Source organism: Blautia aquisgranensis, from assembly GCF_040096615.1.
In the GTDB taxonomy this organism is placed as follows: domain Bacteria; phylum Bacillota; class Clostridia; order Lachnospirales; family Lachnospiraceae; genus Blautia_A; species Blautia_A aquisgranensis.
This window is the reverse complement of record NZ_JBBMEJ010000005.1, coordinates 78226-103257: the sequence shown is the minus strand read 5'-3', so window position 1 is coordinate 103257 and position 25032 is coordinate 78226. Positions and strand designations below refer to the sequence as shown.

Below are 25032 nucleotides of genomic sequence, written 5' to 3'. Positions count from 1 at the left end.
CTTAAATTCTTCACAAAGTTTTTTCTTTATTTTTGTACGTTTTTCACATCAAAAAACCATGCCTGTTTTTTTCATTTTGTAATGAAATACATTTTTCTGTATATTTATTGAAATTCTCCGTTCTTTTGCTATATAATGCTGATAGTACACAAAATCTCTTATAATACAGGGTGAATATATGAACGATCTTCTTTTTTCTGTTTTTCCCAATGAAAATTTCGTTGACATCGGCTTATATCAGTACGGCTGGGAGCACTGTGCTCCGGCACATTCCTTCGGTCCTGCTGTGCGTAACCACTATATCTTCCATTATGTGATCTCCGGCACCGGGACTTTGATGGCGAATAATTCTGCCGGAGAAACCGTCAATTTTCAGATCAAGAGCGGCCAGGGCTTTATGCTTTTTCCGGGACAGATCAACACCTATATTGCAGACACCAGCTTTCCATGGGAATATACCTGGGTGGAATTTGACGGTCTCCGGGCAAAAGAGATCGTAGAGACTGCCGGCTTAAGCCTGAATCAGCCGGTCTACCACAGCCACAATTCCGAACTCCGCCAGAAGATGATGGAAGAAATGCTCTACATCTGCCACAATTCCCAGGAGTCACCTTTTCATCTCATCGGACATACCTGGCTTTTCCTGGATTATTTTATGCGCTCCGCAAAAACAGTCCGCATGAAACAGGATGGAAGTATCCGTGATTTCTATATCAAGGAGGCACTTTCCTTTATTGAGCAGAATTTTCAGAATGATATCTCTGTGGAGGATATCGCTGCCTGCTGCGGACTCAACCGAAGCTATTTCGGAAAGATCTTCCACGATACCATCGGCCGTTCACCACAGGAATTTCTCATCAGCTATCGTATGAGCAAGGCCGCAGAGCTTCTGAAGATCACATCTCTTTCTATTGCAGATATCGGAAATGCTGTGGGCTATCCCAATCAGCTTCATTTTTCCCGGGCATTCAAAAATATATACGGAATTTCGCCAAGAAGCTGGCGGATGAAGAATAAGCTTATTCAAAAAACACCTCCGGTCTGAACCAGCAGCCGGGGGTGTTTCTCTGTTTATTCTAATTTTCAGATCAGTTTAGAAAGTAAATTTGTCAGCAAAGTATGCGTCAAGCTCATCAATCTTCACACGTACCTGCTCCATGGTGTCACGGTCACGGACAGTAACAGCACCGTCATTCTCAGACTCGAAATCATAAGTGATGCAGAATGGAGTACCGATCTCATCCTGTCTGCGGTAACGTTTACCGATGTTTCCACGGTCATCATACTCGCAGTTGTATTTCTTGGAGAGCTGGTGGAAGATCTTCTCTGCACCCTCGTTAAGCTTCTTGGAAAGCGGAAGCACACCGATCTTAACCGGTGCAAGTACCGGATGGAAATGAAGAACTGTACGAACATCGTTCTTCTCTGCATCCAGAACTTCCTCGTCATAAGCACTGCAGAGGAATGCGAGAACCATACGGTCTGCTCCAAGTGACGGCTCGATAACATACGGAATGTATTTCTGTTTCTTCTCATCATCGAAGTATGTCAGATCCTGACCGGATACGTTCTGATGCTGTGTCAGGTCATAATCTGTTCTGTCTGCGATTCCCCAGAGCTCGCCCCATCCGAACGGGAACAGGAACTCTACGTCTGTAGTAGCCTTGCTGTAGAAGCTCAGCTCTTCCTTATCATGATCACGGTAACGAACCTCGTCATCCTTAAGACCAAGGGAGCTCAGCCAGTCAAGACAGAACTTCTTCCAGTATGCAAACCACTCAAGGTCTGTATCCGGCTCACAGAAGAACTCAAGCTCCATCTGCTCGAACTCACGTGTACGGAATGTGAAGTTACCAGGTGTGATCTCGTTACGGAAAGATTTACCAATCTGGCCGATACCAAACGGAATCTTCTTACGGGATGTTCTCTGTACATTCTTGAAGTTTACAAAGATACCCTGTGCTGTCTCCGGTCTTAAATATACGGTATTCTTGGCATCCTCAGTAACACCCTGGAATGTCTTGAACATCAGGTTGAACTGACGGATATCTGTGAAGTTGTGCTTGCCACAGCTCGGGCATGCTACCTCATGCTCCTTGATAAAGTCCATCATCTTCTCCTGTGACCAGGCATCAACACTTCCCTCAATGGCAATGTCATGCTCTGCACAGTAATCCTCGATCAGCTTATCTGCACGGAAACGCTCATGGCACTCTTTACAGTCCATAAGAGGATCAGAAAATCCGCCAAGATGTCCGGAAGCGATCCATGTCTGTGGATTCATAAGGATCGCACAGTCAACACCTACGTTGTACGGAGACTCCTGTACGAATTTCTGCCACCATGCACGTTTTACGTTATTTTTAAGCTCTACACCGAGATTACCGTAATCCCATGTGTTAGCCAGGCCACCGTAGATCTCGGAACCTGGATAAACAAATCCTCTGGCTTTTGCAAGAGCTACGATCTTTTCCATTGTTTTTTCCATGATTTTTTCTCCTCTTGACTTACAGCTCTCCTGCTTTATGAAAGCTGTTTTTTACATTTTTTGGTCTTATTATACTAGCATCCCTGTGATTTTTCAAGGATATTTCCCAGTCACCGCATCATTTCCAGAATTTCAAGACTTTTGAAGCGCTTATCTGTGTTCAGCTCTGTATACCGGTAAATATGACGTTCCAGCTCCCGGAGCACATCCTCACGTACAGTAAACGTATATAATTTTGACAGCGGGGAAACGGCTATGTACCGCATCGCATACAGTGCAGCCTCTGAGATCCGTTTCCTGTCCACAGCCCTCCTGCTGCAGTCACTGCAGAGAAGCCCATGCTCATCCTGGGAAAAAAACAGCTCTTTTTCGTCTTCTGTAAGCTCTTTTCCACAGTCCGCACACTGGAACAGCTGTGGCATCAGCCCCTGGACTGTCATAGTGCGAAGCTCATAAATGCAGCGCACAAGCCGGTCATCAATATGAGGATTGAGAATCGCTTTGATGGTGACATAAAGAAGATTCATCATCTCTTTCTCATCCGTTCCTTCCTTGCCAAAATAGTCCGCAAGCTCCAGAAAATAATAGCCGTAATACACGCCCGGCTGCTGCGTGGCCAGCTCCACAAAATGATGCTGTACACTGACCTGATTGAGATTATAGCTTGTTCTTCCCTCATAAAGGGTAAAGCTTCCGAACACAAAGGGATTGGCTGCCGCCATGAACGGACTGTTCTGTCTCCTTGCCCCTTTTGCAAAAGCGGAAATTTTTCCCCGCTCCCTTGTAAGGAGAACGATCCGCTTGTCATAGTCTCCCACCGGCATGGCAGAAAGCACCACTCCCTGCACTGTAATCAGATCACTCATTTTTTAGATTTCTTTCTTATCGTATCCAAAGTTCTTGATCAGGAAGTCACTGTCACGCCAGTTCTTTGTTACCTTGACCCAGAGTTTTAAATTTACCTTGGATTCCAGCATGCGTTCCAGCTCATAGCGGGCATTGCTTCCGATTTTTTTCAGCATGGCACCCTGCTTGCCGATGATAATTCCCTTGTGGGAATTTCTCTCACAGATGATAGTCGCATCAATATCAATGATATTACTTCTGCCCGGACGTTTCTTCATTCTATCGATGGCAACGGCGATTCCATGCGGAATCTCCTCATCCAGCGCGTGAAGTGCTTTCTCACGGATGATCTCTGCTGCGATCTGGCGCTGCGGCTGATCTGTGACAGTATCCTCATCATAAAACATCGGTCCGTAAGGCAGATATTTAAAAATACTCGGAATAATATCCTGTGTGTTATTTCCACGAAGTGCAGAGCACGGAATGATCTCTGCGAAATCGCAGATCTTGCGGTAAGTATCAATTGCAGGAAGAAGCTCCTCTTTTTTAACGGTATCGATCTTGTTGATGATCAGGATCACCGGAACTCCTACCTTCTGAAGCTGCTCGGCAATGTGGCGCTCTCCGGCTCCCACAAAAGTGGACGGCTCCACCAGCCACATGATGGCGTCCACTTCCTTCAGTGTTCTCTCCGCAACCTGCACCATGTACTCACCAAGCTTGTTTTTCGCCTTATGAATACCTGGTGTATCAAGAAATACGATCTGTCCTTCGTCACTGGTGTACACGGTCTGGATCTTATTTCTTGTTGTCTGTGGTTTGTTTGATGTAATGGCGATCTTCTGTCCGATGAGGTGGTTCATCAGTGTGGATTTTCCAACGTTTGGTCTTCCGATGATCGCAACAAAGCCTGATTTGAAATTATTTTCCATTCTTTATCCTCTCATGTCCTGCTGTCCCATTTAACGGACAGCAGGATTCTTATTCTGATTATCAGCAGCTGATCAACGGCTTCACTTCCATAAAGATATCTTCTGCCTTATCGATTGCTGTCTCACTTCCCACAACACAGATCTGGTCATCAGAAAGCACTGCCTCCACAAGCTCAGCCAGTGCCTGAATATCTTCTTTCTGTGCTCCAATGATCTGGTCTCTCTCCTTCTGCAGCATCTCCTCCGTAACCTGAGAGAAATATGCACTCTTGGAGATCGCACCCTGCATCTGTGGTGTTCTCGGCACATCCTTGTTGCTGATGGTTCCGATGATATATTTGGTCATCTCACGTTCGTCTGCCTCAAAAGCACGAATGTAAGCCGGTACGCCCTGATATACCTCCAGGGTTCTCTTAAGATGCGGATCACGGTAAGATACCAGGAAGCTCTCTCCACTTCTCTTAAATCCGCTCATGCAGCCGTAAGCGCCGCCCTTGACACGAATGTTGATCCAGAGATAATCGTAGCTTAAGATCACCTTCAGGATCTCCAATGCGCCGGTGTATTCAAGACCTTTTTTACGGAAGTTTCCGTTCTGGGCTACGTACTGAACCTGACCGGAGGTTTTGAATGCCTCGTTTTTCTTTATGCAGGCCGGCTGTGCTGTCTCCTCCTGTTTCTGTCCGTTAAACAGGACTTTACGGATCTCTCCTACCTGTGTCTTCACTGCCTCCAGGGATTCTCTCTCTCCTGTGTAGCTTACGCAGAAGTTCTCCGGACGAAGAACTGTTTCCATGACCCTGCGGAGATTTTTTATGATCTCATCCTTGCAGGTGTCAAAATCTTTCTCCAGCTTCTCAATAAACTGATAGTATCCGATTCCTGCCATTTCGTCCTGGAATGCTGCCATCGGAGATGCGTAGGCTGCGCCACGAAGTACGGCTGTGGAATGTCCCGCACTTACAAGGTTTGCCTGTGCTCTGGATTTCACTCTGGCAATGATCTCATAAAGTCTCTTGGTATCCTCCAGCTTGGATGTGGTAAGAACCTCACGGATCATGTCGAACATGAACTTCATCTCCGGATACAGTGCCTTGCCTCTCACTGCAAACATGGCACGGAACGCATCCGTATCTGCGGCATTGTCAAATACCTCAATTCCATAAGCAATACCACCGGTTCTTGCATTCACCTCATTAAACAGCTCTCCATAGCTGTAATTCTCGGTATCTACTGCACCAAGCACGGATTTTAAGAGTCCCAGATAATGGACTGTATTCACATCGAAATCATGGATCTCAAAAAGCAGATCTGCATATCCGATGCCATTGGTGCATACATCATGATATAAAAACAGGCTGTCATCTACAAAATGCTCCTCATTAGTCAGCCCTGTGATCTCTTTTTTAATGTCCTCTCTGGAAAGCATCGGGATACAGGTCAGAGCCTCCGGATCCTCCTCTGCCTCCTGATAAGCCTCCAGTGCTTTTGTGCGCTCTACCATTTCTTCAAGCTTCTCATCGGAAAGACTGCTGCGGTAATTCTCCAGCTTCTCTTCCAGTTCCTTATCCCGCTTTGCCGCAAGGCCACGTTCCGGTACCAGGGAAAGAACGGAACCATGGGTGTTATCCAGAAGATATTTGCGGATCAGCTCCTCGAAATATCCTTCTTCCCGTGCTTTCTTGAGGAACGCAAAGCCCTCCAGAAGCTGTACCTCGCAGAACGGCTTCTGATCGTCATAGAGCCAGCTGCTTAAGATATCAAGGCCGTACATCAGTCCCTTCGGATAAGAGGAGAAATCTGCCTCACGGAAACGGAACTCATAGTAATTGATTCCTGCTGTAACTGCCTTTTTATCAATTCCCTCTTCTGCGATCTTTGTAAGGGTATCACGGATCACCTTTACAAATTCTTCCTTCTGGCTTAAATTTGCGCCCTTTGCCACAATGGAAAAATAGGTCTGCTTGATTCCATCTTCAAAGGAACCATAGATGTCCTTACCGATCTTTGCATCAAGAAGTGCCTGTTTAAGCGGCGCACCCGGCGCACTTAAAAGTGCATAGTCCAGCACTTCAAAAGCAAGGCTTAAATTAATATCTGCTGCCTCACCCACAACCATGTTGTAGGAAAGATATGTGTTGTCCTCTTCTCCCTCATTCTCTGCAATCGGATAGTTTTTCTGAATATCCTTTACTGCTTCAAAAGCCTCCTGGTTTTGGATCTCGGAATCGATCTCAAGGGAATCAAATGCAGAGAGATAATGGCTGTCAATAAACTCCAGCTTCTCTTCCATGTCCATGTTTCCATAGAGATAGATAAAGCTGTTGGACGGATGATAATAACGTCTGTGGAAATCCAGGAATTCCTCGTAGCTTAAGTCCGGGATATTCACAGGATCACCGCCGGACTCACATCCATAGGTGGTATCCGGGAACAGGGAATTCATGATCTCACGCTCCAGCACATCATCCGGTGAGGAAAAAGCTCCCTTCATCTCGTTATATACAACACCGTTATATTTCAGCGGGCCTTCCTTATTCTCCAGATGATAGTTCCAGCCCTCCTGGCGGAAAATCTCCTCTTTTTTGTAAATATTCGGATAAAATACTGCATCCAGATATACATGCATCAGATTCTGGAAATCCCGGTCATTGCAGCTGGCTACCGGATAGCAGGTCTTGTCCGGATAGGTCATCGCATTGAGGAATGTGTTAAGAGAGCCTTTTACCAGCTCTACAAACGGATCTTTAAGCGGAAATTCCCGGGATCCGCACAGTACGCTGTGTTCCAGAATATGGGCAACACCGGTACTGTTCTTCGGCGGTGTGCGGAATGCAATATTAAAAACTTTATTCTCATCATCGTTCTCGATGAGCATTACTCTGGCTCCTGTTTTTCTGTGTCTTAAAAGCCAGCCTTTGGAATGAATATCCTGAAGCTCTTCTTCCTTCAGGACTTCATATGATTTCAGATGATCTGGATTCATAAATTTAAATCAACCTCCTGAGTTTTTTCTTCCCGTATCTGTTACGTTCTGCATTTAAGTATTTAACAGCCGCCTGCAGATACATGGCAACAAAAGGCTGCCTGAGCATTCAGACAGCCTGAAACGGAAGCTTTACGCTCCCTAAATGTTTCCTTCGTTCGGATAGTACTGCCTGTAGATCTCTCTGGCAGCTCTTGTGATGATTCCAAGCTCTGCTTCCATTCCAAGATTTCCCGGAAGCTGTACTGCAGTCTCCTGGATATCTCTCTGGAGCTTGGCCTTCGCGCTGTCCTCTTTAATATGGATCAGTCCGCAAAGTGTTGTGTTATAGGACTTATCTGTCTGGCAGAGGTCCATGTAGACCAGAACCATATGGCAGCATTCACGATAAAGAAGCTCTTCATAAAGGCCACCCTTCTCCTGAAGCTCCTGGAATTTCAGTTTTTTGAGATATTTGTTGATATCTTTTTTTGCACTTCTTGTTCCGAAAAATCTGGAACCGGAATTCCGGTTAAATTCCAAAGTCATCCAGAGGGCAAGGAAGCCATCTGCTCTTGTGCCTTTCACCTCAGATTTATCGCTGTAGCGGATATCCCACAGCTCCTTACGGACTTTATTTCCTTCCGGATCTTCCTCTGCCGCAATGGACTGCTCCAGAAGCTTCAGTCGTTCCATGGGCTCTTTCTCTCTATAGTATTTCGCAATTGTTGGTGTGTCCATTCATTCTTCCTCCTGATATCTGAATATTATATCAGACTGCTTTCGAAAAATATACCCCTATCTTTTTCTGCCTTTACCCAGATATACATTCCGGATATACCATAATGCCTTATCTTCTCCGTATCTGTCCAGAATCCTCAAAAGTCCCTCCAGTTCTTTCTTTGTCTGTGGATGGATGAACCAGAGCTTCTCCTTGCTTTTCAGAAAATAATCCAGCGGTTCATGATGGGTATAGGCATCCCCCAGATAATTTCTGGATGCACTGATCCGGTCCATGACCATCTCTGCCACATATTTTTTCGGCATTCTGGCTCCCATGATCACATGTTCTCCATCAAGGGAATAGTCCACCCAGTGCTCAAAATGATGCTTGTTCCTGCCTTTGTGATGCAGCCAGGACATGGAAACTCCGGTTGCCTCCCGCTCTGCATTATTGGGGCTTCTTGTTCCCTGATAATACTTACAGCCTACCAGAAATTCCGTTGGCGAATATTTGGACAGATCGTGAAGCAGTCCCTGCTTGTACAGTCCAATGCGGAAACAGTATTTCATTACCAGAAGCTTATGCCTGGTGATCGTCTTGAAGTGCAGCAACGTGTGCCATGCCTGCATCTTTTTTTGCCTCCTGTCTGCCCAGAAGCACCACAATGGCACGCGGGCCTATTTCGATCGTTTTCTTATATTCTTCTGCGTCTTTCACATGGAAGCCTTCTCCATAGAAAGATGTATCGGTAATTTTTTTCCAGCACATACCATCCGGAAGGTTCGGAAGTGCCAGTCTCCGGTTCTCCCAGTGGAAATTATAGCCTACATAGATAAAATCATCCTCAGAAGCCTTCTGATCGTTTTCCTCTCTTGCATATGCGCCATAATACATAAGCCCAAGAAGGCGGCTGGTGTTCTCATAGCTTAAATACCATGCACGCTCACCATGCAGCGATACATCCGGGAAACCTTTTGTAAGGTAATCCACACCTTTAAGCTCTCTCGCCATATGAAGCACCGGATGATCCTTCCGGAAAGAAATGGCATCCTTTACAAATTCATACAGCTCACGGTTCCGGCTAAGTCCCTTCCAGTCGATCCAGCCTGTAACATTATCCTGGCAGTAAGCATTGTTATTACCACCCTGGGAATTGCCGAACTCATCGCCGTTATAGATCATCGGAACTCCCTGGCTTAAAAGCATCATCAGAAAGGCATTCTTCATCTGGCGTTCCCGCATCTGACGCACGGAAATCTTACGGCTTGGGCCTTCGATCCCGCAGTTCCAGGAATAATTGTAGCTGCTTCCGTCCTGATTTCCTTCCTCATTTGCCTCGTTATGCTTGTAATTATAGCTTACCAGATCATTCATAGTGAAACCGTCCTGGCACACCATATAGTTGATCACACCATGATTCTCACTGTTATGGCGGATATGCCATGCTGCTGCCTCCACCATACCTTCATCGCTCTTAAGAAAACGACGCATATCCTGAAGGAAGTTCATATTGCTCTCCGCGCCGCAGCGTTTATCCGGAAATTTTCCTCTGTAAAACTGATCAAAATCAAAGCCCTGAAAGATCATTTTTGCCCCGGAAAGGATGCCGTCACGGAGAAGCATTTCCCGGTTGGCTCCCTCACCTAACACATGGAATCCATCCACATGATAAAAAGCTCTCCAGAACTGCAGTGCCCGAAGTGCTATCATGCTGTCCGTTCCCTCCGGAAAATAAAACTCCATGATACAGGCGATGTCATTCTTATGAAGCTCCCGGATCAGATATCGGAATTCCTGCTCCGGTTCCCTGGTACTGCAGTAAGCACTCTTCGGGCTGAAATAAAATCCCGGCGCATATCCCCAGTAATTCACCACATTCTCTCTACGGCGGGTCTTGATATGCTCACTGCCTTTTTCATCTTTTCCGGCAGGAACCTCACAGAATTCATAGGCCGGCATCAGTTCAATGGCATTGATCCCCAGCTCCTTCCAGTAAGGAATCATCTCGGTCAGTCCAAGAAAAGTCCCCTTATGAGATACCTGTTTTCTGGCAAGCTTTGTGTATCCACGCACATGAAGCTTATACAGGATCATATTGTCGTATTCAACAGCCGGTGCACTCTCCTCTTCCCAACCGGAAATATCTTCCGTAAGGAAACGGCAGCGTACCTCCTTCTCCGGATCAAAGGGCGCACCAAAATGTTCTCTTCCTTTAAGCCCATACGCATAAGGATCCTGTACGATCTCTCCGTCAATCCTGTAGTTGTATTCGTAATCCTTCAGGGAAACATCCGCAAGCTTCAGTGCCCACACACGGCCTGTATGAAAATCCTCCGGAAAAACGATCTCCACCGGTGTGGCTGTTCCTCTTTTTTTATACAGAAGCAGGGACACTTCAGAAGTTTCCGAAGCCTCCACTGCAAAATTATAACCACCCTCTACTTTATTAGCTCCAAGTATCAGCGGATAGCCTCTCTCAACTTTTCCTAGTCTGCGGCTCGCCAAGGGAATCCCCTCCTTTTTTTCTTTTTTATAGTTCAATATCCAGTTCTACCGGACAATGATCGGATCCCATGATCTCCCCATGGATCTTCGCATCCTGAAGTCTATCTTTCAAAGATGGAGATGTCAGGAAATAATCGATACGCCATCCTGCATTCTTCTCTCTTGCCTTGAAACGGTAAGACCACCAGGAGTAAACTCCCTCTTTATCCGGATAAAAATAACGGAAAGTATCAATAAATCCACTCTCAAGCACTCTGGTAAAGCATGCTCTTTCTTCATCTGTAAAACCTGCATTTTTACGGTTTGTTTTTGGATTTTTAAGGTCGATCTCCTGATGTGCCACGTTGAGATCGCCACAGCAGATCACAGGCTTCTTCTCCTGAAGTCCGAGAAGATAGTCCAGAAAATCCCGTTCCCATTCCATACGGTATTCCAGTCTTCTTAATTCACTCTGTGAATTCGGTGTATATACGGTGACAAAGTAATAATTCTCAAATTCCAGTGTGATCACACGGCCTTCCTTGTCATGCTCCTCAATTCCAATTCCATAAACTACAGACATCGGCTCCTTCTTCGTAAAAACAGCGGTACCTGAATAGCCTCTTCGGTTGGCATAATTCCAATACTGATGATAACCGGGAAGTTCCAGTTTCACCTGTCCCTGCTGGCATTTCGTCTCCTGAAGGCAGAATACATCTGCATCCAGCTCACGAAACCGTTCCTCAAAGCCTTTGGTGATACAGGCCCGGATTCCATTTACATTCCAGGAAATTAATTTCATAAATTTTTTCTCCTTTTCGTCATGTTTTTATTATATCTCACATTGACGGATTAAGCAAAAAATATTTGTATAAAAGATTTTATTGCTGTCGGGTGTTTTATCTGTTAAAATGTTTTTTATATCACGCACACGGTCCCTTATTATCCGGGGACAGTTATAATCAGAACGGAGGGTTTATTTTATGAGCGATGAATTCAACAGCAACAGCTGCAGTCCAAGCGACTGTGCTTCCTGTACAGCAGGCTGCAGTAATAAGGTTGATGAGGCACATCACACCATCACACTGACCATGGATGACGACACAGAGGTAGAATGTGCCATCCTCACGATCTTCCCGGTTGAGAAGAACGAATATATCGCACTTCTTCCACTGGATGAGAACGGTCAGAATGAGAGCGGCGAAGTATATCTTTACAGCTTCTCACGCACACCGGAGGGAGATCCGATGCTTGCCAATATTGAGGATGACGATGAATACGCGGCAGCTGCTGCTGCTTTCGATGCAGTGATCGAGAAAGCACGTGCAGATGAGGAAGCTAATGCACCTCTCAACTAACATTTTTTCAATTTTATCGATGATATGAAATAAGCCCGGGATCTGAAGATCAGTCTTCTTCCCGGGCTTATTCTTATATCTTTTATTTATGCTTTTGTAGTACTTCCAAAACCGCCATTTCTTACAGCTTCCGCATCATCATCCACTGTAATTCCATACTCTACGAAGATTCCCTGCATGAAACCTGTTCCTGCCGGAATCTGAATTGTTTTATCTTCTCTTGTATCGTTAGTCAGCTTCGCAAAGATATGACCCTCGTTATCAGAAAAGAAATAGTCACTGTCAATAATTCCAACCGTATTATTCAGCTGCAGACGGAATTTGAATCCCAGTCCGCTTCTCGGATAGCATTTTAAGACCCATCCTTCTTCCATTTCCACACGGATTCCTGTAGGAATCTTGACGATCTCACCCGGTTTCATGGTTACATCCACCGGCGCATAGAAATCATATCCTGCACTTCCTGTTGTTGCTCTCTTCGGAAGCTTCAGGTTCTCATAGATATTCTGGAGTTTTTCTTCCGTAATCTCTCCAAATGTATCTTTCCAGTCTTTTGCAAACTGCTCAAAACTCACTTTGTGAAATTTTGCGATTCGTTTCATAAAGTCTCCCTCTTATTCGCTGTTCCAGGTTTATCTGCTTTCTCAGTCTACATAAAGGACAACCCTGCCCTCACGCAGTGTTGCAGGTACATTGATTACTCTCTGGTTGGCGGAACCACACCATTTCAGAAGAACTTCTTTTCGTTCTACCTGAAATTCGCCGTCAACACATACATCCAGATAACGGACGATCTCGTACTCCTGGATCTCTTCCCACAGAGAGCCTGTATACAGCCAGATCGTCTTGTCCGGATACTTCTCTCTGATCTCTCTTGCAAGAGCTGTTACCTCAGCGATATTGGAAGGGTGCAGCGGATCTCCGCCTGAAAAAGTGATTCCGCTGATATAATCCTTGTCCAGCTCTGCAAATATCTCAGCGCGCTCGCTGTCCGTAAAAGGAAGGCCTCCGGCAGGATCCCAGGTTATGGGATTCTGGCACTCCCGGCAGCCGTGGGAACACCCGGCCACCCAGAGTACTACACGAAGTCCGTCTCCGTTTAACATATCGTCCTTGGTAATATTGTGATATCTCATAATTTATGCTTCTTCCGGTACATCCTTCATGCTGAAGCTGATTCTTCCCATCTTATCCTTACCAAGGCAGATAACCTTAACCTTGTCGCCAAGTGTAAGAACATCCTCAACACGGTTGATTCTCTGTTTGGAAATCTTGGAAATGTGTACCATTCCCTCCTTGCCAGGTGCAAACTCAAGGAAAGCACCGAACTCTTTGATGCTGACTACGCGGCCTGTAAAGATCTGTCCTGCCTCAAAATCAGTAGTGATGATCTCGATCATGCGCTTCGCCTCATCCATACCCTTCTGATCTGTTCCGCAGATGGAAACTGCACCGTCATCTGTGATATCGATCTTCACGCCTGTGCGCTCGATAATGGTATTGATAGTCTTTCCTCTCTGGCCTACAACATCACCGATCTTCTGCGGATCGATCTGGATCTGGATGATCTTCGGAGCAAACTCGCCAACGGATGTACGAGGCTTGTCGATGCATTTCTCCATAACCTCTGTCAGGATGTACTCTCTTGCCTCTTTTGTTCTGCGGATTGCTTCCTCAACGATCGGTCTTGTAAGACCATGGATCTTGATATCCATCTGGATTGCTGTGATTCCGTCATGTGTTCCGGCTACCTTGAAGTCCATATCTCCGAAGAAGTCCTCAAGTCCCTGGATATCTGTAAGAACGATGTAATCATCGTCTGTGTCGCCTGTAACAAGTCCGCAGGAGATACCTGCAACCGGTTTCTTGATCGGTACACCTGCAGCCATCAGTGACATGGTAGATGCACAGATACTTGCCTGTGATGTGGAACCATTGGACTCAAATGTCTCAGATACAGTACGGATCGCATACGGGAACTCTTCCTCTGTAGGAAGTACCGGTACCAGTGCTCTCTCAGCAAGTGCTCCGTGACCGATCTCACGACGTCCCGGTCCTCTGGAAGGTTTTGTCTCACCTACAGAGTATGACGGGAAGTTATAGTGATGCATATATCTCTTGGATGTCTCGAACTCATCCAGTCCGTCAAGACGCTGTGCCTCTGTAAGAGGAGCCAGTGTGGTAACAGTACAGATCTGTGTCTGTCCTCTTGTGAACATGGCAGAACCATGAACTCTCGGGATGATATCTGTCTCTGCTGCCAGCGGACGGATCTGTCTGATCTCACGTCCGTCCGGACGTTTGTGATCTTTGAGAATCATCTTACGTACAGTCTTCTTCTGGTACTGGTACACAGCCTCACCAAGAACTGCAAGCCACTCCTCATTATCTGCAAAAGCTTCTTTCAGCTTGTCTGTGATCTCGCTGATGTTATTCTCACGTGTCTGCTTGTCATCGGAGAATACGGCAACCTCCATCTCTTCCGGAGGAACGATCTTCTTGATCTCATCGAACAGTTCCTGCGGAACTGCACAGGATTCGTAGGAATGTTTCTCTTTTCCGCACTCTGCAACGATCTTGTCGATAAATTTGATGATCTCCTGGTTTACTTCATGAGCCTTGTAGATTGCTTCGATCATCTTGTCTTCCGGAATCTCGTTAGCTCCGGCCTCGATCATGATGACTTTCTCTCTTGTGGAAGCTACAGTAAGCTGAAGATCAGAAACTGCCTTCTGAGCAAGTGTCGGGTTGATGATAAACTCGCCGTCGATCATACCAACCTGTGTTGTTGCACAAGGTCCGTCAAACGGAATGTCGGAAATACAGGTTGCGATAGAGGAACCAAGCATAGCCGGGATCTCCGGATTACACTCAGGGTCTACAGACATAACCATGTCTACCAGTGTTACGTCATTTCTGTAATCCTTCGGGAACAGTGGACGCATCGGACGGTCGATAACACGGGAAGTAAGGATTGCATGCTCGCTTGCCTTACCCTCTCTCTTATTGAAACCTCCCGGGATCTTTCCTACTGCGTACATCTTCTCCTCATACTCAACGCTCAGCGGGAAGAAATCGATTCCCTCTCTTGGCTCTTTGGATGCGGTAGCTGTAGCAAGTACTGTGGTATCGCCGTAGTGCATAAGAGCAGCACCGTTTGCCTGTTTGGCAACACGTCCGATATCTACAGTCAGTGTTCTTCCTGCAAGTTCCATGGAATAACTTTTGTACATATTCGTTCTCCTTTTCTGTTAAATAATATTCTTAATCTGACAGGAGCCCGAAACAACTGAAAAGGCCACTTCCTTTGGGATTAAAAAATATCTCGACCGGAAATGGGCTTTTCAGTAGTCTCGGAAATCGCTCCTGCGGTAATTCCATATGTGTGTTTACCCACACATGGTAAAAACGGGGCGGATGGAATCATCCGCCCCTCCCGTAGCAATTATTTTCTTAAACCTAATTTCTCAATCAGTGCACGGTATCTTTCGATGTCTGTTTTCTTAAGGTAAGCAAGAAGGCCACGTCTCTGACCTACCATTTTCAGAAGACCTCTTCTGGAATGATGATCTTTGTGGTGTGTTTTAAGATGCTCTGTGAGCTCCTGGATTCTTGCTGTAAGAACTGCAACCTGAACCTCCGGTGAACCTGTGTCACCCTCTGTTCTTGCATACTCTTTCATGATCGCTGCTTTTTTCTCTTTAGAAATCATTGTTGTTTCCTCCTTGAATTTTTAATTAAACGCCGGGTATTAAGAAGTGGTCGGAGATTCCGGCTTCTGAATACTGGCTTTTTTCACCTCGAACAGTATAGCACACGGTTACTTCCGTGTAAACTGTTTTTTTCGAAAAGTTTTTCTGATTTTTTTATTTCTCAAGGCTCTGGAAATATGCCTTTCCTTTCTCCGCATCCTTAAGAAGCTGCTGTTTCAGCGCCTCTATGGAAGAAAAACGTTTCTCAGGTCTTGAATAGTGAAGAAATTCTACTCTGCAGGGTTCTCCGTACAGATTCTCCTCACAGTCAAAGAGATAAGTCTCCACTCCCAGAAATTTCTCACCTATGGTAGGTTTATATCCTATATTGGTGATTCCGTAAAGGGTTCTGTCCTTAAAATGGGACACAGTATCATAGACACCGTTTGGCGGCATCAGTTTTTCTTTTGCCGGAACGATGTTGGTCGTTGGAAGGAGTACTTTGTGGCCCATTCCTCTGCCATGCTCAATCACTCCGTCCACAAAAAAAGGAAATCCCAGAAGGTTATTGACCTTTTCCATATTGCCACGCTTCAGCTCCTCGCGGATGAAGGTACTGCTGATCTTTCTGCGGCCATCCATTTCTTTTGGAAGGATGTCCACGGAAAAGCCAAGCTTTTTTCCCATTTCCTCCAGTAATTCCGGAGAGCCCTTGCGCTCATATCCGAACCGGAAATCCTCACCTACTGCTACATGCTCTGCCTGAAGATCTCCAACCAGGATCTCTTTTATAAAAGTTTCCGCTTTCATGTGGCGGATCCTGGTATCTAAAGGGCATTCCACCAGAACATCTACGCCTGCCTTTTCAAGGATATGGCAGCGTTCTTCTTTTGTGAAGATCATCTGGCTGCCGATCCCCAGCGAAAAGAGCACAGTCTGCAGACCTTTTTCCTTCTGCTCCAGGATCTTTTCCACCAGCTTCTGGTGCCCTCTGTGTATGCCGTCAAATTTACCTAATGTTACCGCACTCTTGGAAAGGCGCGGGAATTCTCCGTCAATCTTCAAGTATTCCATATCTGCCAGTATTTCTCCTGCAAGTTTTTATACAAAGAACATTCGTACCGGAACGTATTTCTGTTTTTTCTCATCCCAGCCGTATATTCCTGTGAAATTTCCGTTACTTCTATACATCCGGACATTTTTCTCCCGGGTGCCATTCTGCACCAGTTCCTCCGGAATCGGATTTCCGTTATGAAGAAGTCTGTCTCCCTCCGGGGTACAGGTAAGTGCCGGATACATGGAAAGCACTTCCTCTATGGGAACGATTTTTTCTTCTATGGTTCCATCTGCCATAGCTTCCTCAACCTGGGAAAGTGTCATACTTTCTTCCAGTGTAAAGTTTCCGGATCTGGTCCGAAGCAGCTCTTCCATGGCACCGCCACAGCCCAAAGCTTCTCCGATATCATTGCAAAGCGTACGGATATAGGTTCCCTTACTGCAGGTAACGCTTAAGCGCACCAGCGGAAGGCTCATATCCAGTATCCTTATCTCATAAAAAACCACAGGGCGCGGTTTACGCTCTATGGTTTTTCCTTCTCTGGCCAGCTCGTAAAGCTTCTTTCCGTTCACCTTCAATGCAGAGTACATCGGCGGAACCTGCATTTGCTCTCCCACAAAAGATTCTACGGTTTTCCGTACGTCCTCTTCTGTGACAGTGACCGGCTTCTCACAAAGAACCGTTCCGGTCATATCCTGCGTATCTGTGGTAACTCCAAGTCTCAGAACCGTTTCGTAGTTTTTTTCTTTTTCGGTAAGAAGCTCTACCAGACGGGTTCCTCTGCCCAGCGCAACGGGAAGTACTCCCTCTGCCGCCGGATCCAGGGTTCCTGTATGGCCGATCTTTTTCATGTGAAGAATTCCACGCAGCTTTGCAACAACATCATGTGAGGTATAACCTTTTTCCTTACGGATCACAAGTATTCCATCCATGATCAGTTTTTACTCCTCTGCAAGCTGTTTTTCAATCTCGGCAGTAAGATTGTTGATGACATCATACATGGAGCCCTGCATATCGCAGCCCGCTGCACGTACATGTCCGCCGCCGGCAAAAAATACAGCGATCTTACTTACATCTACTTTGCCGTTGGAACGAAGAGATACTTTGAAGTGCTGTGTCTCCATCTCATAGATAAAGATCGCAACCTCCACGCCTGCGGTAAGACGGAGCTGGCTTACGATTCCCTCCAGATCCTTTCCTTCCACACCGTAGAAATCCATCTCTCTTCTTTTCAGATATCCGACTACGCACTTGCCGTTCTGAAGCAGAATACTCTCTGCCAAGACACGACCCATAACCTGATTCTGAATATACGTTTTCTGGTAAAAGGATTCATCAATGATCTTGCTGAAATCGAATCCTGTTTTCATCAGCTCACCGGCGATCCGCATGGTTTCCGGTGTTGTGGAAGAATACTGAAATACGCCGGTATCGTGAGCCATTCCTGTATAGAGCGGAACTGCAATAGAACGATTGATCTTATCTGCATCCAGAAGTCCGTAAAGAACCTCACAGGCAGATCCGATGTCGCCTTTTACATGGTTGACATCTGCAAATCCGCTGTTGCTCACATGATGATCAATGCAGGCAGTTTTCTTTGCTGTGTCAAAATATTTTCTGGCAACTGCAAGCCGGTCCAGCGCACTGACATCACAAGTGATAAAAAGGTCGTACACCTTCTCATCCTCTGCTTCTGTCTTAACCTCATCCATTCTGTCAATGTAATCAAATACAGGCTTCGGATCTTCCAGGTAAACATCTGCCTCAATATCCGGAAAATACTTCCGGATATAAAGGTACAGACCCATACAGGAACCGATGCAGTCGCCATCCGGACGGATATGTCCGCCGATGCCTACGGTTTTTACATTTTCCAGTATTTCTGAAATGTTTTTCATTTTTTCCACCTATTCCTCTGTTTCCATCCCACTCATTACGTCATTGATCTTCTTTGACATATTTACGCCATATTCAATAGACTCATCCAGAACAAAACGGATCTCCGGTGTATTTCGGAGATTCAGTCTTCTGGCCAGCTCTCTCCTGATATAGCCCTCTGCGTTCTTCAGTCCGCGAATCGTGGAATCTTTTGCCTGTTTCTCACCCAGCACACTGATGTAAGCCTTACAGGTTTTAAGATCCGGTGCAACCTCCACAGCTGTCACAGAAGTCATCGGATGAATTCTGGGATCCTTGATCTCTCCGTGTATGATGGTGCTGAGTTCTTTCAGAACTGCACCATTCACACGTGTATTTTTAATGCTGTTTTTTCTCATTTCAAGTCACTCCTATCTTGGTACCTCTACCATGATATATGCTTCGACTTTATCCTCTTCCTTGATATCATTAAAGTCATTGAATACAAGACCACACTCATATCCTGCACGTACTTCCTTGACATCATCTTTAAATCTCTTAAGGGATGCAAGCTCGCCCTCGTAGATCTGCTCCTCGCCTCTTGTGATACGAACCTTGCAGTTACGCTGGAATGTACCATCTAGCACATAGCTTCCTGCGATAGTTCCCACACCAGATGCCTTGAAAAGCTGACGAACCTCTGCATGACCGATAACCTTCTCCTCGAATACAGGATCCAGCATACCCTTCATGGCAGCTTCCACATCCTCGATTGCCTGATAGATGACTTTGTAAAGACGAAGGTCTACGCCCTCCTGCTCCGCAAGCTGTTTCGCTGTGGAATCCGGACGTACATTAAATCCGATGATGATCGCATTGGATGTTGCAGCGAGGCTGACATCAGACTCATTGATGGCACCTACACCACCATGGATAACCTTAACCACAACTTCCTCATTGGAAAGCTTGGTAAGACTCTGCTTAACCGCCTCAACAGAACCCTGTACATCAGCTTTGACGATGATCGGGAGCTCTTTCAGATCGCTTGCCTGAATCTGGTCAAACAGATTATCAAGAGAAAGCTTGCCTTTTGTCTCCTCAAGAAGACGGCTCTTGTTCTCTGTAACGAATGCGCCTGCAAAGTTCTTGGCTTCCTTATCGCTTTCGAAGGACATCAGGATCTCACCTGCATTCGGAACATCGCCAAGACCAAGGATCTCAACCGGTGTGGACGGACCAGCCTCTTTTACGCGGCGTCCCTTATCATCCATCATTGCACGTACTTTACCGTTGCATGCACCGGCTGCAATGAAATCACCTACATGAAGTGTTCCCTTCTGAACAAGGATTGTAGCAACCGGTCCTTTACCTTTGTCAAGCTGTGCCTCAATAACAAGACCTCTTGCCTCACGGTTCGGATTTGCTTTCAGCTCGGAAACCTCTGCTGTAAGAAGGATCATCTCAAGAAGGTTCTCGATTCCTTCACCTGTATGTGCAGATACCGGAACAAAGATAGTGCTTCCGCCCCAGTCCTCCGGAATCAGCTCATACTCGGAAAGTTCCTGTTTTACACGTTCTACATTTGCGCTTGGCTTATCGATCTTGTTGATGGCAACGATAATCTCAACACCAGCTGCTTTTGCATGACTGATCGCCTCTACAGTCTGTGGCATAACACCGTCGTCTGCTGCAACAACAAGTACTGCGATATCTGTAGCATTGGCACCACGCATACGCATAGCTGTGAATGCCTCATGTCCCGGTGTATCCAGGAATGTGATCTTCTGACCTTTGACATTTACCACATAAGCACCGATGTGCTGTGTGATTCCGCCGGCCTCTCCTCTTGTTACGTTTGTATTACGGATCGCATCCAGGAGGGATGTTTTACCATGATCGACATGACCCATAACGCAGACTACCGGAGGTCTTGGAACCATATCGTCCTCATCCTCTTCGTCCTCTTTCAGAAGCTCTGCGATCACATCAACCTTCTCTTCCTTCTCAGCGATGATATCAAAGCCAAGTGCGATCTCCTCTGCTTTATCGAAGTCGATCTCCTGGTTTACTGTTACCATGACGCCTTCCATGAAAAGCTTCTTCACGATCACGGATGGCTGCATCTTCATTGCATCTGCAAGCTCACGGATGGTAAGCTTCTCCGGAATTGTGATCTCCTTGATCTCTGGTTTCTTCTCTTCCTGCTTCGGCTGTGGATTCGGTTTCTGAAGAGCCTTCGGGATTCTGGAATTCGGTCTGCGTCCGCCCTGATTTGGTCTGCGTCCGCCCTGATTTCCTTTATCGAAATCTTTTTTCTTATTCTTATTCTCTCTGTCACGCTCGCGCTTGCTGTCCTTGGAAGTCTTGGTCAGCTCCGGTGTGAATACGGAATCAGAAGAACTGCTTCTTTTCTGTCCCAGACGCTGTCCGCCCTGACCTCCGCGGTTCTGTCCTCCGAAACGGTTATCTCCGCCTCTTCCGCCTTCAGAGCGTCCGCCCTGGCCTCCCTGACCACGGTTTGCTCCGCCGCCGAAACGGTTTCCGTCTCTTCTTCCTTCAAAGCTTCCGCCCTGACCTCCCTGGCCACGGTTTGCTCCGCCACCGAAACGATTTCCGCCACGGTTGTCATTCTGACGCGGGCCTCTGTTTCCTTCGCCCTGTCTTGCCGGACGTCCCTCGCCATTCTGGGAACGGTTTCCGAAACGGTTTCCACCGTCTCTTCTTCCCTCGAAGCTTCTTCCGTCACGGTTTCCGTCTCTTCTTCCTTCCGGACGGCTTCCCTGTGTTCTTGTGCCCTGTGTACGGTTTGCTCCGCCCTGAGCGTTTCTCTGCTCACCGGACTCACCGTTCCTTGTGTTCTGACCTGCGCTTCTCTGACCGCCGTTCTGGGAACGTGCCGGACCTTTTTTCTCGCCTGCTGCCGGTTTTCTTCTTCCTTTACCGCCATCGCTTGCGTTCTGTGCGTGGAATACACGAATGATATTTTTTTTCTTTTTCGGTGCCTCAGACTTGTTACCCTCTGCATTCACCGTTGTTGTCTTTTCTTCTGTTTTTGGAGTATCCAATTGTCTATTTTGCTCCTTTCCCGATCTAACTGATTTATCTTTTAACATTACTATAAGTCAAACCTCCTTACAGACCTCAAAGCCTTTGGGTTATCTGCCGGATTCCTTCTCCAGCGCTTTGATGATCGCCTTTGCAAAATTTTCGTCCTGCACGGCAAGGCTGGCACGGAATTCTTTTCCCATAGCTCTGCCCAGGCTCTCTTTGTCTGAAAGGAAATATAACGGAACCTCGTAATAAGTGCACATATTCCGAAATTTCTTTTTTGTATTTTCGGAGGCATCATCTGCCACCAGTGCAAGGAAGCCTTTTCCTGTTTTTACGGATTTCTCCGTAGAAAATTCTCCGCTTACGGTTTTTCCTGCTTTTGTTGCAAGTCCGATGAGTGATAAAACCTTATTGTTTTCCAATTGACTCAAACTCCTTTTTAAGGCTCTGATACACTTCATCCGGAACTGCCATTTTCAAGGAACGCTCCAGGCCGTGATTCTTCATGGCTTTTTCCAGGCATTCCTCTGAGAAACAAAGGTATGCGCCGCGTCCGTTCTTCTTGCCTGTAGCGTCCAGGATGATATCATTTTCTGCTGTTTTCAGAACTCGTATCATTTCCTTTTTGCTTTTCATTTCCCTGCAGCCGGTGCACTGACGCATGGGAATCTTATTTCTCGTTTTCATTATTCCTCGGCATCTCCATCTGCTGTCTCTTCAGCTTCTGTTTCTGTCTCTTCGAAAGTTTCCGCAGAGTCTTCTGTCTCCTCGGAAACAGTCTCCTCTGTTACTTCTTCGGAAGCGTTCTCAGCTTCTTCGTGTTCCTCATCATAATCGTAGAAATCACCGGACTCTCTTGCCTGTGTCTCGCTCTTGATGTCAATCTTAAATCCTGTCAGTCTCGCAGCAAGACGTGCATTCTGTCCTTCCTTACCGATTGCAAGGGAGAGCTGATAATCCGGAACAACTACCAGTGCAGTCTTCTCATCCGGATCTGCCATAACTGCGATGACTTTGGCCGGGCTTAAAGCATTTTCAATGAGGATCGCAGGATTCTCATCCCAGTTGATGATATCGATCTTCTCACCGTGAAGCTCATTGACTACGGCACCGACACGTGCACCGTTCATACCAACACATGCTCCAACTGCATCTACATCCGGATCGTTGCTCCATACTGCGATCTTGGTGCGGGAACCTGCCTCACGGGCAATGCTCTTGATCTCAACAGTACCATCTCTTACCTCGGCAACCTCAGACTCGAACAGTCTCTTTACAAGGCCCGGATGTGTTCTGGAAACCAGGATACGCGGTCCCTTCGGTGTATCTTTAACCTCAAGGATATAAACCTTGACTCTCTCTGTCGGCTGGAAAGTCTCGCCTTTTACCTGCTCGTTCTCTGTGAGAACTGCATCTGCCTTACCAAGATTGATGCTGACATTTTTGCCCATTACTCGCTGAACGATGCCGGTTACGACTTCTTTTTCGATTCCGTAGTACTGATCATAGAGAACTTTTCTCTCTTCCTCACGGATCTTCTGAAGGATTACGTTCTTTGCATTCTGAGTTGCGATACGTCCGAATTCCTTGGACTGGATCTCAACCTTCATAATATCACCGATCTCTGCATTGGTGTTTGTTTTCTGTGCATCCACCAGAGAAATCTCCAGCGCCGGATCCTCTACATGCTCTACTACAGTTCTGTCTGCATAAACACTGAAATCACATGTCTCCGGATCGATCATAACGTGAACGTTATCTGCCTTTCCGAAATGGTTCTTACATGCCTGGATCAGTGACTGCTCAATTGCCTCCAGCAGTGTATCCTTACTGATGTTCTTCTCTTTCTCAAGAACGTCCAGCGCTTCTCTTAAATCTCTGCTCATTTTCCTTTTTTTCCTCCTGAATTTTTACAGATTCGATCTTTTCACTGACTAAAATTCGATTGCAAGACGAATCAGGGCGATATCTTTTTTCTCAAAGGTGCGTTCTGTGCCGTCTTCATCAATTGTCACACTGTTACTATCATATGCTTTTAAAATACCGCAGAATTCTTTCTGCTTCTCGATCGGCCGGTAGGTACGGATCTCCACCAGCTTGCCAAGGCTTCTCTTAAAATCTTTCTCTTTCTTAAGAGGTCTGTCAAGTCCCGGAGAACTGATCTCCATAATATAGCTATCCTCGATGAAATCCTGCTCATCCAGTATGTCACTGAAGGCACGGCTTACATCCTCACAGTCATTTACTGTGATTCCGCCCGGCTTGTCAATATAACCGCGGAGGTACCAGCATCCTGCTTCCTTGACATATTCCACATCTACCAGTTCAAAGCCCTTGGACTCTACGATCGGTGTAAGGATCGCCTCTGCTTTCTGTTCATATTCTTCCCGTCTGCTCATGCTTCCCACCTGCCTTTCTTTTTTTATGCTGTTGCTGTATTTCTGAACAAATTCCTTCTCAGCAAATAGGAGCGGGCTCTCGCCCACTCCTATGCCAACAAGTTCTTAGTTTCGTTCATTGTAACACCAATATTTGTTAATTGCAAGTGTTAATTGTGATTTATAGTAAAGTGGCTTCTCTGGCGAGCATGCCTGCTCTCGCATCTCTTGATAACCATTTCTGGTGTATGGCGACACGAATTTTCCACCTCAGAGAAGTGACTTTTGAATTTTTACAGGATTTCTCCCGCCTTATAACATGCTGCTATATAATCTCTCGGCTGATAATAAAAGTCCGTATTATAGTCCGAAATATGTGCATCAATCCAGGAATGATAAATATCCCATATTCCTTTTTCGATCTCCGCATCATCATATATGTCTTCTATTAATCGCTCATATACTTCTCCAATATCCCAGTAATCCGGAACTGTATATCTGCACATGGATACATTGTCAAATTCTCCTTCCGGAATATTACATTGCTCCGTAAACTCCGTTGCAACTTTTTGTATTGGCTCACAGTGAAATACATCTGCATAATCGTATATTCTCTTTATGTTTTCCCTGCCAAGATAATCTGTGATTTCCCGCCGATGTTGTTTTCTGGTTCGTCCTATATACTCAATCAGACTGCAGGTAAAAAATAAACTGTTATTATTTTTTTTCGCCATATACGACCTCGCTTCCTGCAAATTTCAAAGTATCCAGTGCCGAGATTGTATGAAAACTGATCTGATGTGTAGGGTACTTGAATTTTACCAGTTCCCAGAAAGCAGCTCTTGAGATCTTACCATCCAGATAGTTTTGCAGATAATTGTAGATTGTATCATCTGCCATCGGTCCCTCCACAATATCATACTGATGTGCTTGTCCACTTCGACAGGAAATAATAAAATCCAGCCATTCTTCTGTCATTTTCTCAAATTTAAGAATTTTTAATTCTGTATTTTCTGTATACTCGTACTTATTGATGTATCCCTTTTCTCCGTACCTTGTTGCCCACCGTTCTGCCTGTTTTTCGATATTCGTACAATAGAAGCCAAAATAGAAATCTTTGTTAAATCGGGCTTTTCTGATTTCCGGATACTCTACTATATCTTTACTTCCATGATATAAAACCATATGCACTCCTTTTCA

At 45.9% G+C, this 25032-nt stretch carries 25 protein-coding genes; 2 read left to right on the top strand and 23 right to left on the bottom strand.

What is annotated here, in order from left to right; all coding sequences use genetic code 11:
* Positions 1 to 178: 178 nt before the first annotated feature.
* Positions 179 to 1045, top strand: a complete 867-nt coding sequence (locus WMO28_RS05850; protein WP_178641256.1) for an AraC family transcriptional regulator — start codon at positions 179 to 181, stop codon at positions 1043 to 1045.
* A gap of 48 nt (positions 1046 to 1093) precedes the next feature.
* Here the strand turns inward: WMO28_RS05850 and WMO28_RS05845 are convergent, their stop codons facing one another.
* The 8 genes from WMO28_RS05845 to WMO28_RS05810 form a co-directional block, all read right to left on the bottom strand.
* Positions 1094 to 2488 carry a glycine--tRNA ligase gene (locus WMO28_RS05845; protein ID WP_178641253.1) on the bottom strand — a complete coding sequence of 465 codons (1395 nt, stop codon included), beginning with the start codon at positions 2486 to 2488 and terminating at the stop codon, positions 1094 to 1096.
* Positions 2489 to 2598: 110 nt separating this feature from the next.
* Complete coding sequence (recO, locus tag WMO28_RS05840) at positions 2599 to 3354, bottom strand: DNA repair protein RecO (RefSeq protein WP_349056345.1); 756 nt, start codon at positions 3352 to 3354, stop codon at positions 2599 to 2601.
* A 3-nt stretch (positions 3355 to 3357) separates the two neighbouring features.
* Positions 3358 to 4266 carry a GTPase Era gene (gene era, locus WMO28_RS05835; RefSeq protein ID WP_349056344.1) on the bottom strand — a complete coding sequence of 303 codons (909 nt, stop codon included), beginning with the start codon at positions 4264 to 4266 and terminating at the stop codon, positions 3358 to 3360.
* Positions 4267 to 4327: 61 nt separating this feature from the next.
* Positions 4328 to 7252 carry an insulinase family protein gene (locus tag WMO28_RS05830; protein ID WP_349056343.1) on the bottom strand — a complete coding sequence of 975 codons (2925 nt, stop codon included), beginning with the start codon at positions 7250 to 7252 and terminating at the stop codon, positions 4328 to 4330.
* Between the two features lie 141 nt (positions 7253 to 7393).
* Positions 7394 to 7972: a DUF6553 family protein gene (locus WMO28_RS05825; protein ID WP_178641241.1), complete on the bottom strand. Its 579-nt coding sequence runs from the start codon at positions 7970 to 7972 to the stop codon at positions 7394 to 7396.
* A gap of 57 nt (positions 7973 to 8029) precedes the next feature.
* The gene (locus tag WMO28_RS05820) at positions 8030 to 8584 is read right to left on the bottom strand and encodes a DUF5662 family protein (protein WP_349056342.1); all 555 of its coding nucleotides are present in this window, start codon (positions 8582 to 8584) and stop codon (positions 8030 to 8032) included.
* Positions 8535 to 10460: a Type II secretory pathway, pullulanase PulA and related glycosidase gene (locus tag WMO28_RS05815; protein WP_349056341.1), complete on the bottom strand. Its 1926-nt coding sequence runs from the start codon at positions 10458 to 10460 to the stop codon at positions 8535 to 8537. Before WMO28_RS05815 ends, WMO28_RS05820 begins: the two co-directional genes overlap by 50 nt.
* A gap of 25 nt (positions 10461 to 10485) precedes the next feature.
* Entirely contained in the window at positions 10486 to 11241 is a 756-nt protein-coding gene (locus WMO28_RS05810; RefSeq protein WP_349056340.1) for an exodeoxyribonuclease III, read from the bottom strand.
* Positions 11242 to 11422: 181 nt separating this feature from the next.
* On the opposite strand from WMO28_RS05810, the gene WMO28_RS05805 reads away from it, so the two are divergent.
* Positions 11423 to 11797, top strand: a complete 375-nt coding sequence (locus WMO28_RS05805) for a DUF1292 domain-containing protein (RefSeq protein WP_178643543.1) — start codon at positions 11423 to 11425, stop codon at positions 11795 to 11797.
* 86 nt (positions 11798 to 11883) lie between these two features.
* Here the strand turns inward: WMO28_RS05805 and WMO28_RS05800 are convergent, their stop codons facing one another.
* The 15 genes from WMO28_RS05800 to WMO28_RS05730 form a co-directional block, all read right to left on the bottom strand.
* Complete coding sequence (locus WMO28_RS05800; RefSeq protein ID WP_349056339.1) at positions 11884 to 12399, bottom strand: dCTP deaminase/dUTPase family protein; 516 nt, start codon at positions 12397 to 12399, stop codon at positions 11884 to 11886.
* Between the two features lie 42 nt (positions 12400 to 12441).
* Entirely contained in the window at positions 12442 to 12933 is a 492-nt protein-coding gene (nrdG, locus tag WMO28_RS05795) for an anaerobic ribonucleoside-triphosphate reductase activating protein (RefSeq protein WP_349056338.1), read from the bottom strand.
* A gap of 3 nt (positions 12934 to 12936) precedes the next feature.
* Positions 12937 to 15030 carry a polyribonucleotide nucleotidyltransferase gene (locus WMO28_RS05790; RefSeq protein ID WP_349056337.1) on the bottom strand — a complete coding sequence of 698 codons (2094 nt, stop codon included), beginning with the start codon at positions 15028 to 15030 and terminating at the stop codon, positions 12937 to 12939.
* A 212-nt stretch (positions 15031 to 15242) separates the two neighbouring features.
* Positions 15243 to 15509, bottom strand: a complete 267-nt coding sequence (rpsO, locus tag WMO28_RS05785; RefSeq protein ID WP_114001446.1) for a 30S ribosomal protein S15 — start codon at positions 15507 to 15509, stop codon at positions 15243 to 15245.
* A gap of 154 nt (positions 15510 to 15663) precedes the next feature.
* Positions 15664 to 16563 carry a riboflavin biosynthesis protein RibF gene (gene ribF, locus WMO28_RS05780; protein WP_349056336.1) on the bottom strand — a complete coding sequence of 300 codons (900 nt, stop codon included), beginning with the start codon at positions 16561 to 16563 and terminating at the stop codon, positions 15664 to 15666.
* 27 nt (positions 16564 to 16590) lie between these two features.
* Complete coding sequence (gene truB, locus WMO28_RS05775) at positions 16591 to 17481, bottom strand: tRNA pseudouridine(55) synthase TruB (protein WP_349056403.1); 891 nt, start codon at positions 17479 to 17481, stop codon at positions 16591 to 16593.
* 6 nt (positions 17482 to 17487) lie between these two features.
* Positions 17488 to 18444, bottom strand: coding sequence for a DHH family phosphoesterase (locus WMO28_RS05770; RefSeq protein WP_349056335.1), 957 nt, complete (start codon positions 18442 to 18444; stop codon positions 17488 to 17490).
* A gap of 9 nt (positions 18445 to 18453) precedes the next feature.
* Complete coding sequence (rbfA, locus tag WMO28_RS05765) at positions 18454 to 18822, bottom strand: 30S ribosome-binding factor RbfA (RefSeq protein WP_178643135.1); 369 nt, start codon at positions 18820 to 18822, stop codon at positions 18454 to 18456.
* A 12-nt stretch (positions 18823 to 18834) separates the two neighbouring features.
* The gene (infB, locus tag WMO28_RS05760) at positions 18835 to 21516 is read right to left on the bottom strand and encodes a translation initiation factor IF-2 (protein ID WP_349056334.1); all 2682 of its coding nucleotides are present in this window, start codon (positions 21514 to 21516) and stop codon (positions 18835 to 18837) included.
* A 42-nt stretch (positions 21517 to 21558) separates the two neighbouring features.
* Entirely contained in the window at positions 21559 to 21876 is a 318-nt protein-coding gene (locus WMO28_RS05755) for a ribosomal L7Ae/L30e/S12e/Gadd45 family protein (protein WP_178643138.1), read from the bottom strand.
* Positions 21863 to 22141, bottom strand: coding sequence for an RNase P modulator RnpM (gene rnpM / locus WMO28_RS05750; RefSeq protein ID WP_178643140.1), 279 nt, complete (start codon positions 22139 to 22141; stop codon positions 21863 to 21865). Before rnpM ends, WMO28_RS05755 begins: the two co-directional genes overlap by 14 nt.
* Positions 22141 to 23340, bottom strand: a complete 1200-nt coding sequence (gene nusA / locus WMO28_RS05745) for a transcription termination factor NusA (protein WP_178643142.1) — start codon at positions 23338 to 23340, stop codon at positions 22141 to 22143. The genes rnpM and nusA overlap by 1 nt, the downstream gene beginning before the upstream one ends.
* A 48-nt stretch (positions 23341 to 23388) precedes the next feature.
* Positions 23389 to 23853 carry a ribosome maturation factor RimP gene (rimP, locus tag WMO28_RS05740; RefSeq protein ID WP_349056333.1) on the bottom strand — a complete coding sequence of 155 codons (465 nt, stop codon included), beginning with the start codon at positions 23851 to 23853 and terminating at the stop codon, positions 23389 to 23391.
* Between the two features lie 272 nt (positions 23854 to 24125).
* Positions 24126 to 24566 (bottom strand): hypothetical protein, encoded by a 441-nt coding sequence (locus WMO28_RS05735; protein WP_178643146.1) that lies wholly within the window; start codon positions 24564 to 24566, stop codon positions 24126 to 24128.
* Positions 24550 to 25017, bottom strand: coding sequence for a DUF3990 domain-containing protein (locus tag WMO28_RS05730; protein ID WP_178643148.1), 468 nt, complete (start codon positions 25015 to 25017; stop codon positions 24550 to 24552). The genes WMO28_RS05735 and WMO28_RS05730 overlap by 17 nt, the downstream gene beginning before the upstream one ends.
* Positions 25018 to 25032: the final 15 nt, after the last annotated feature.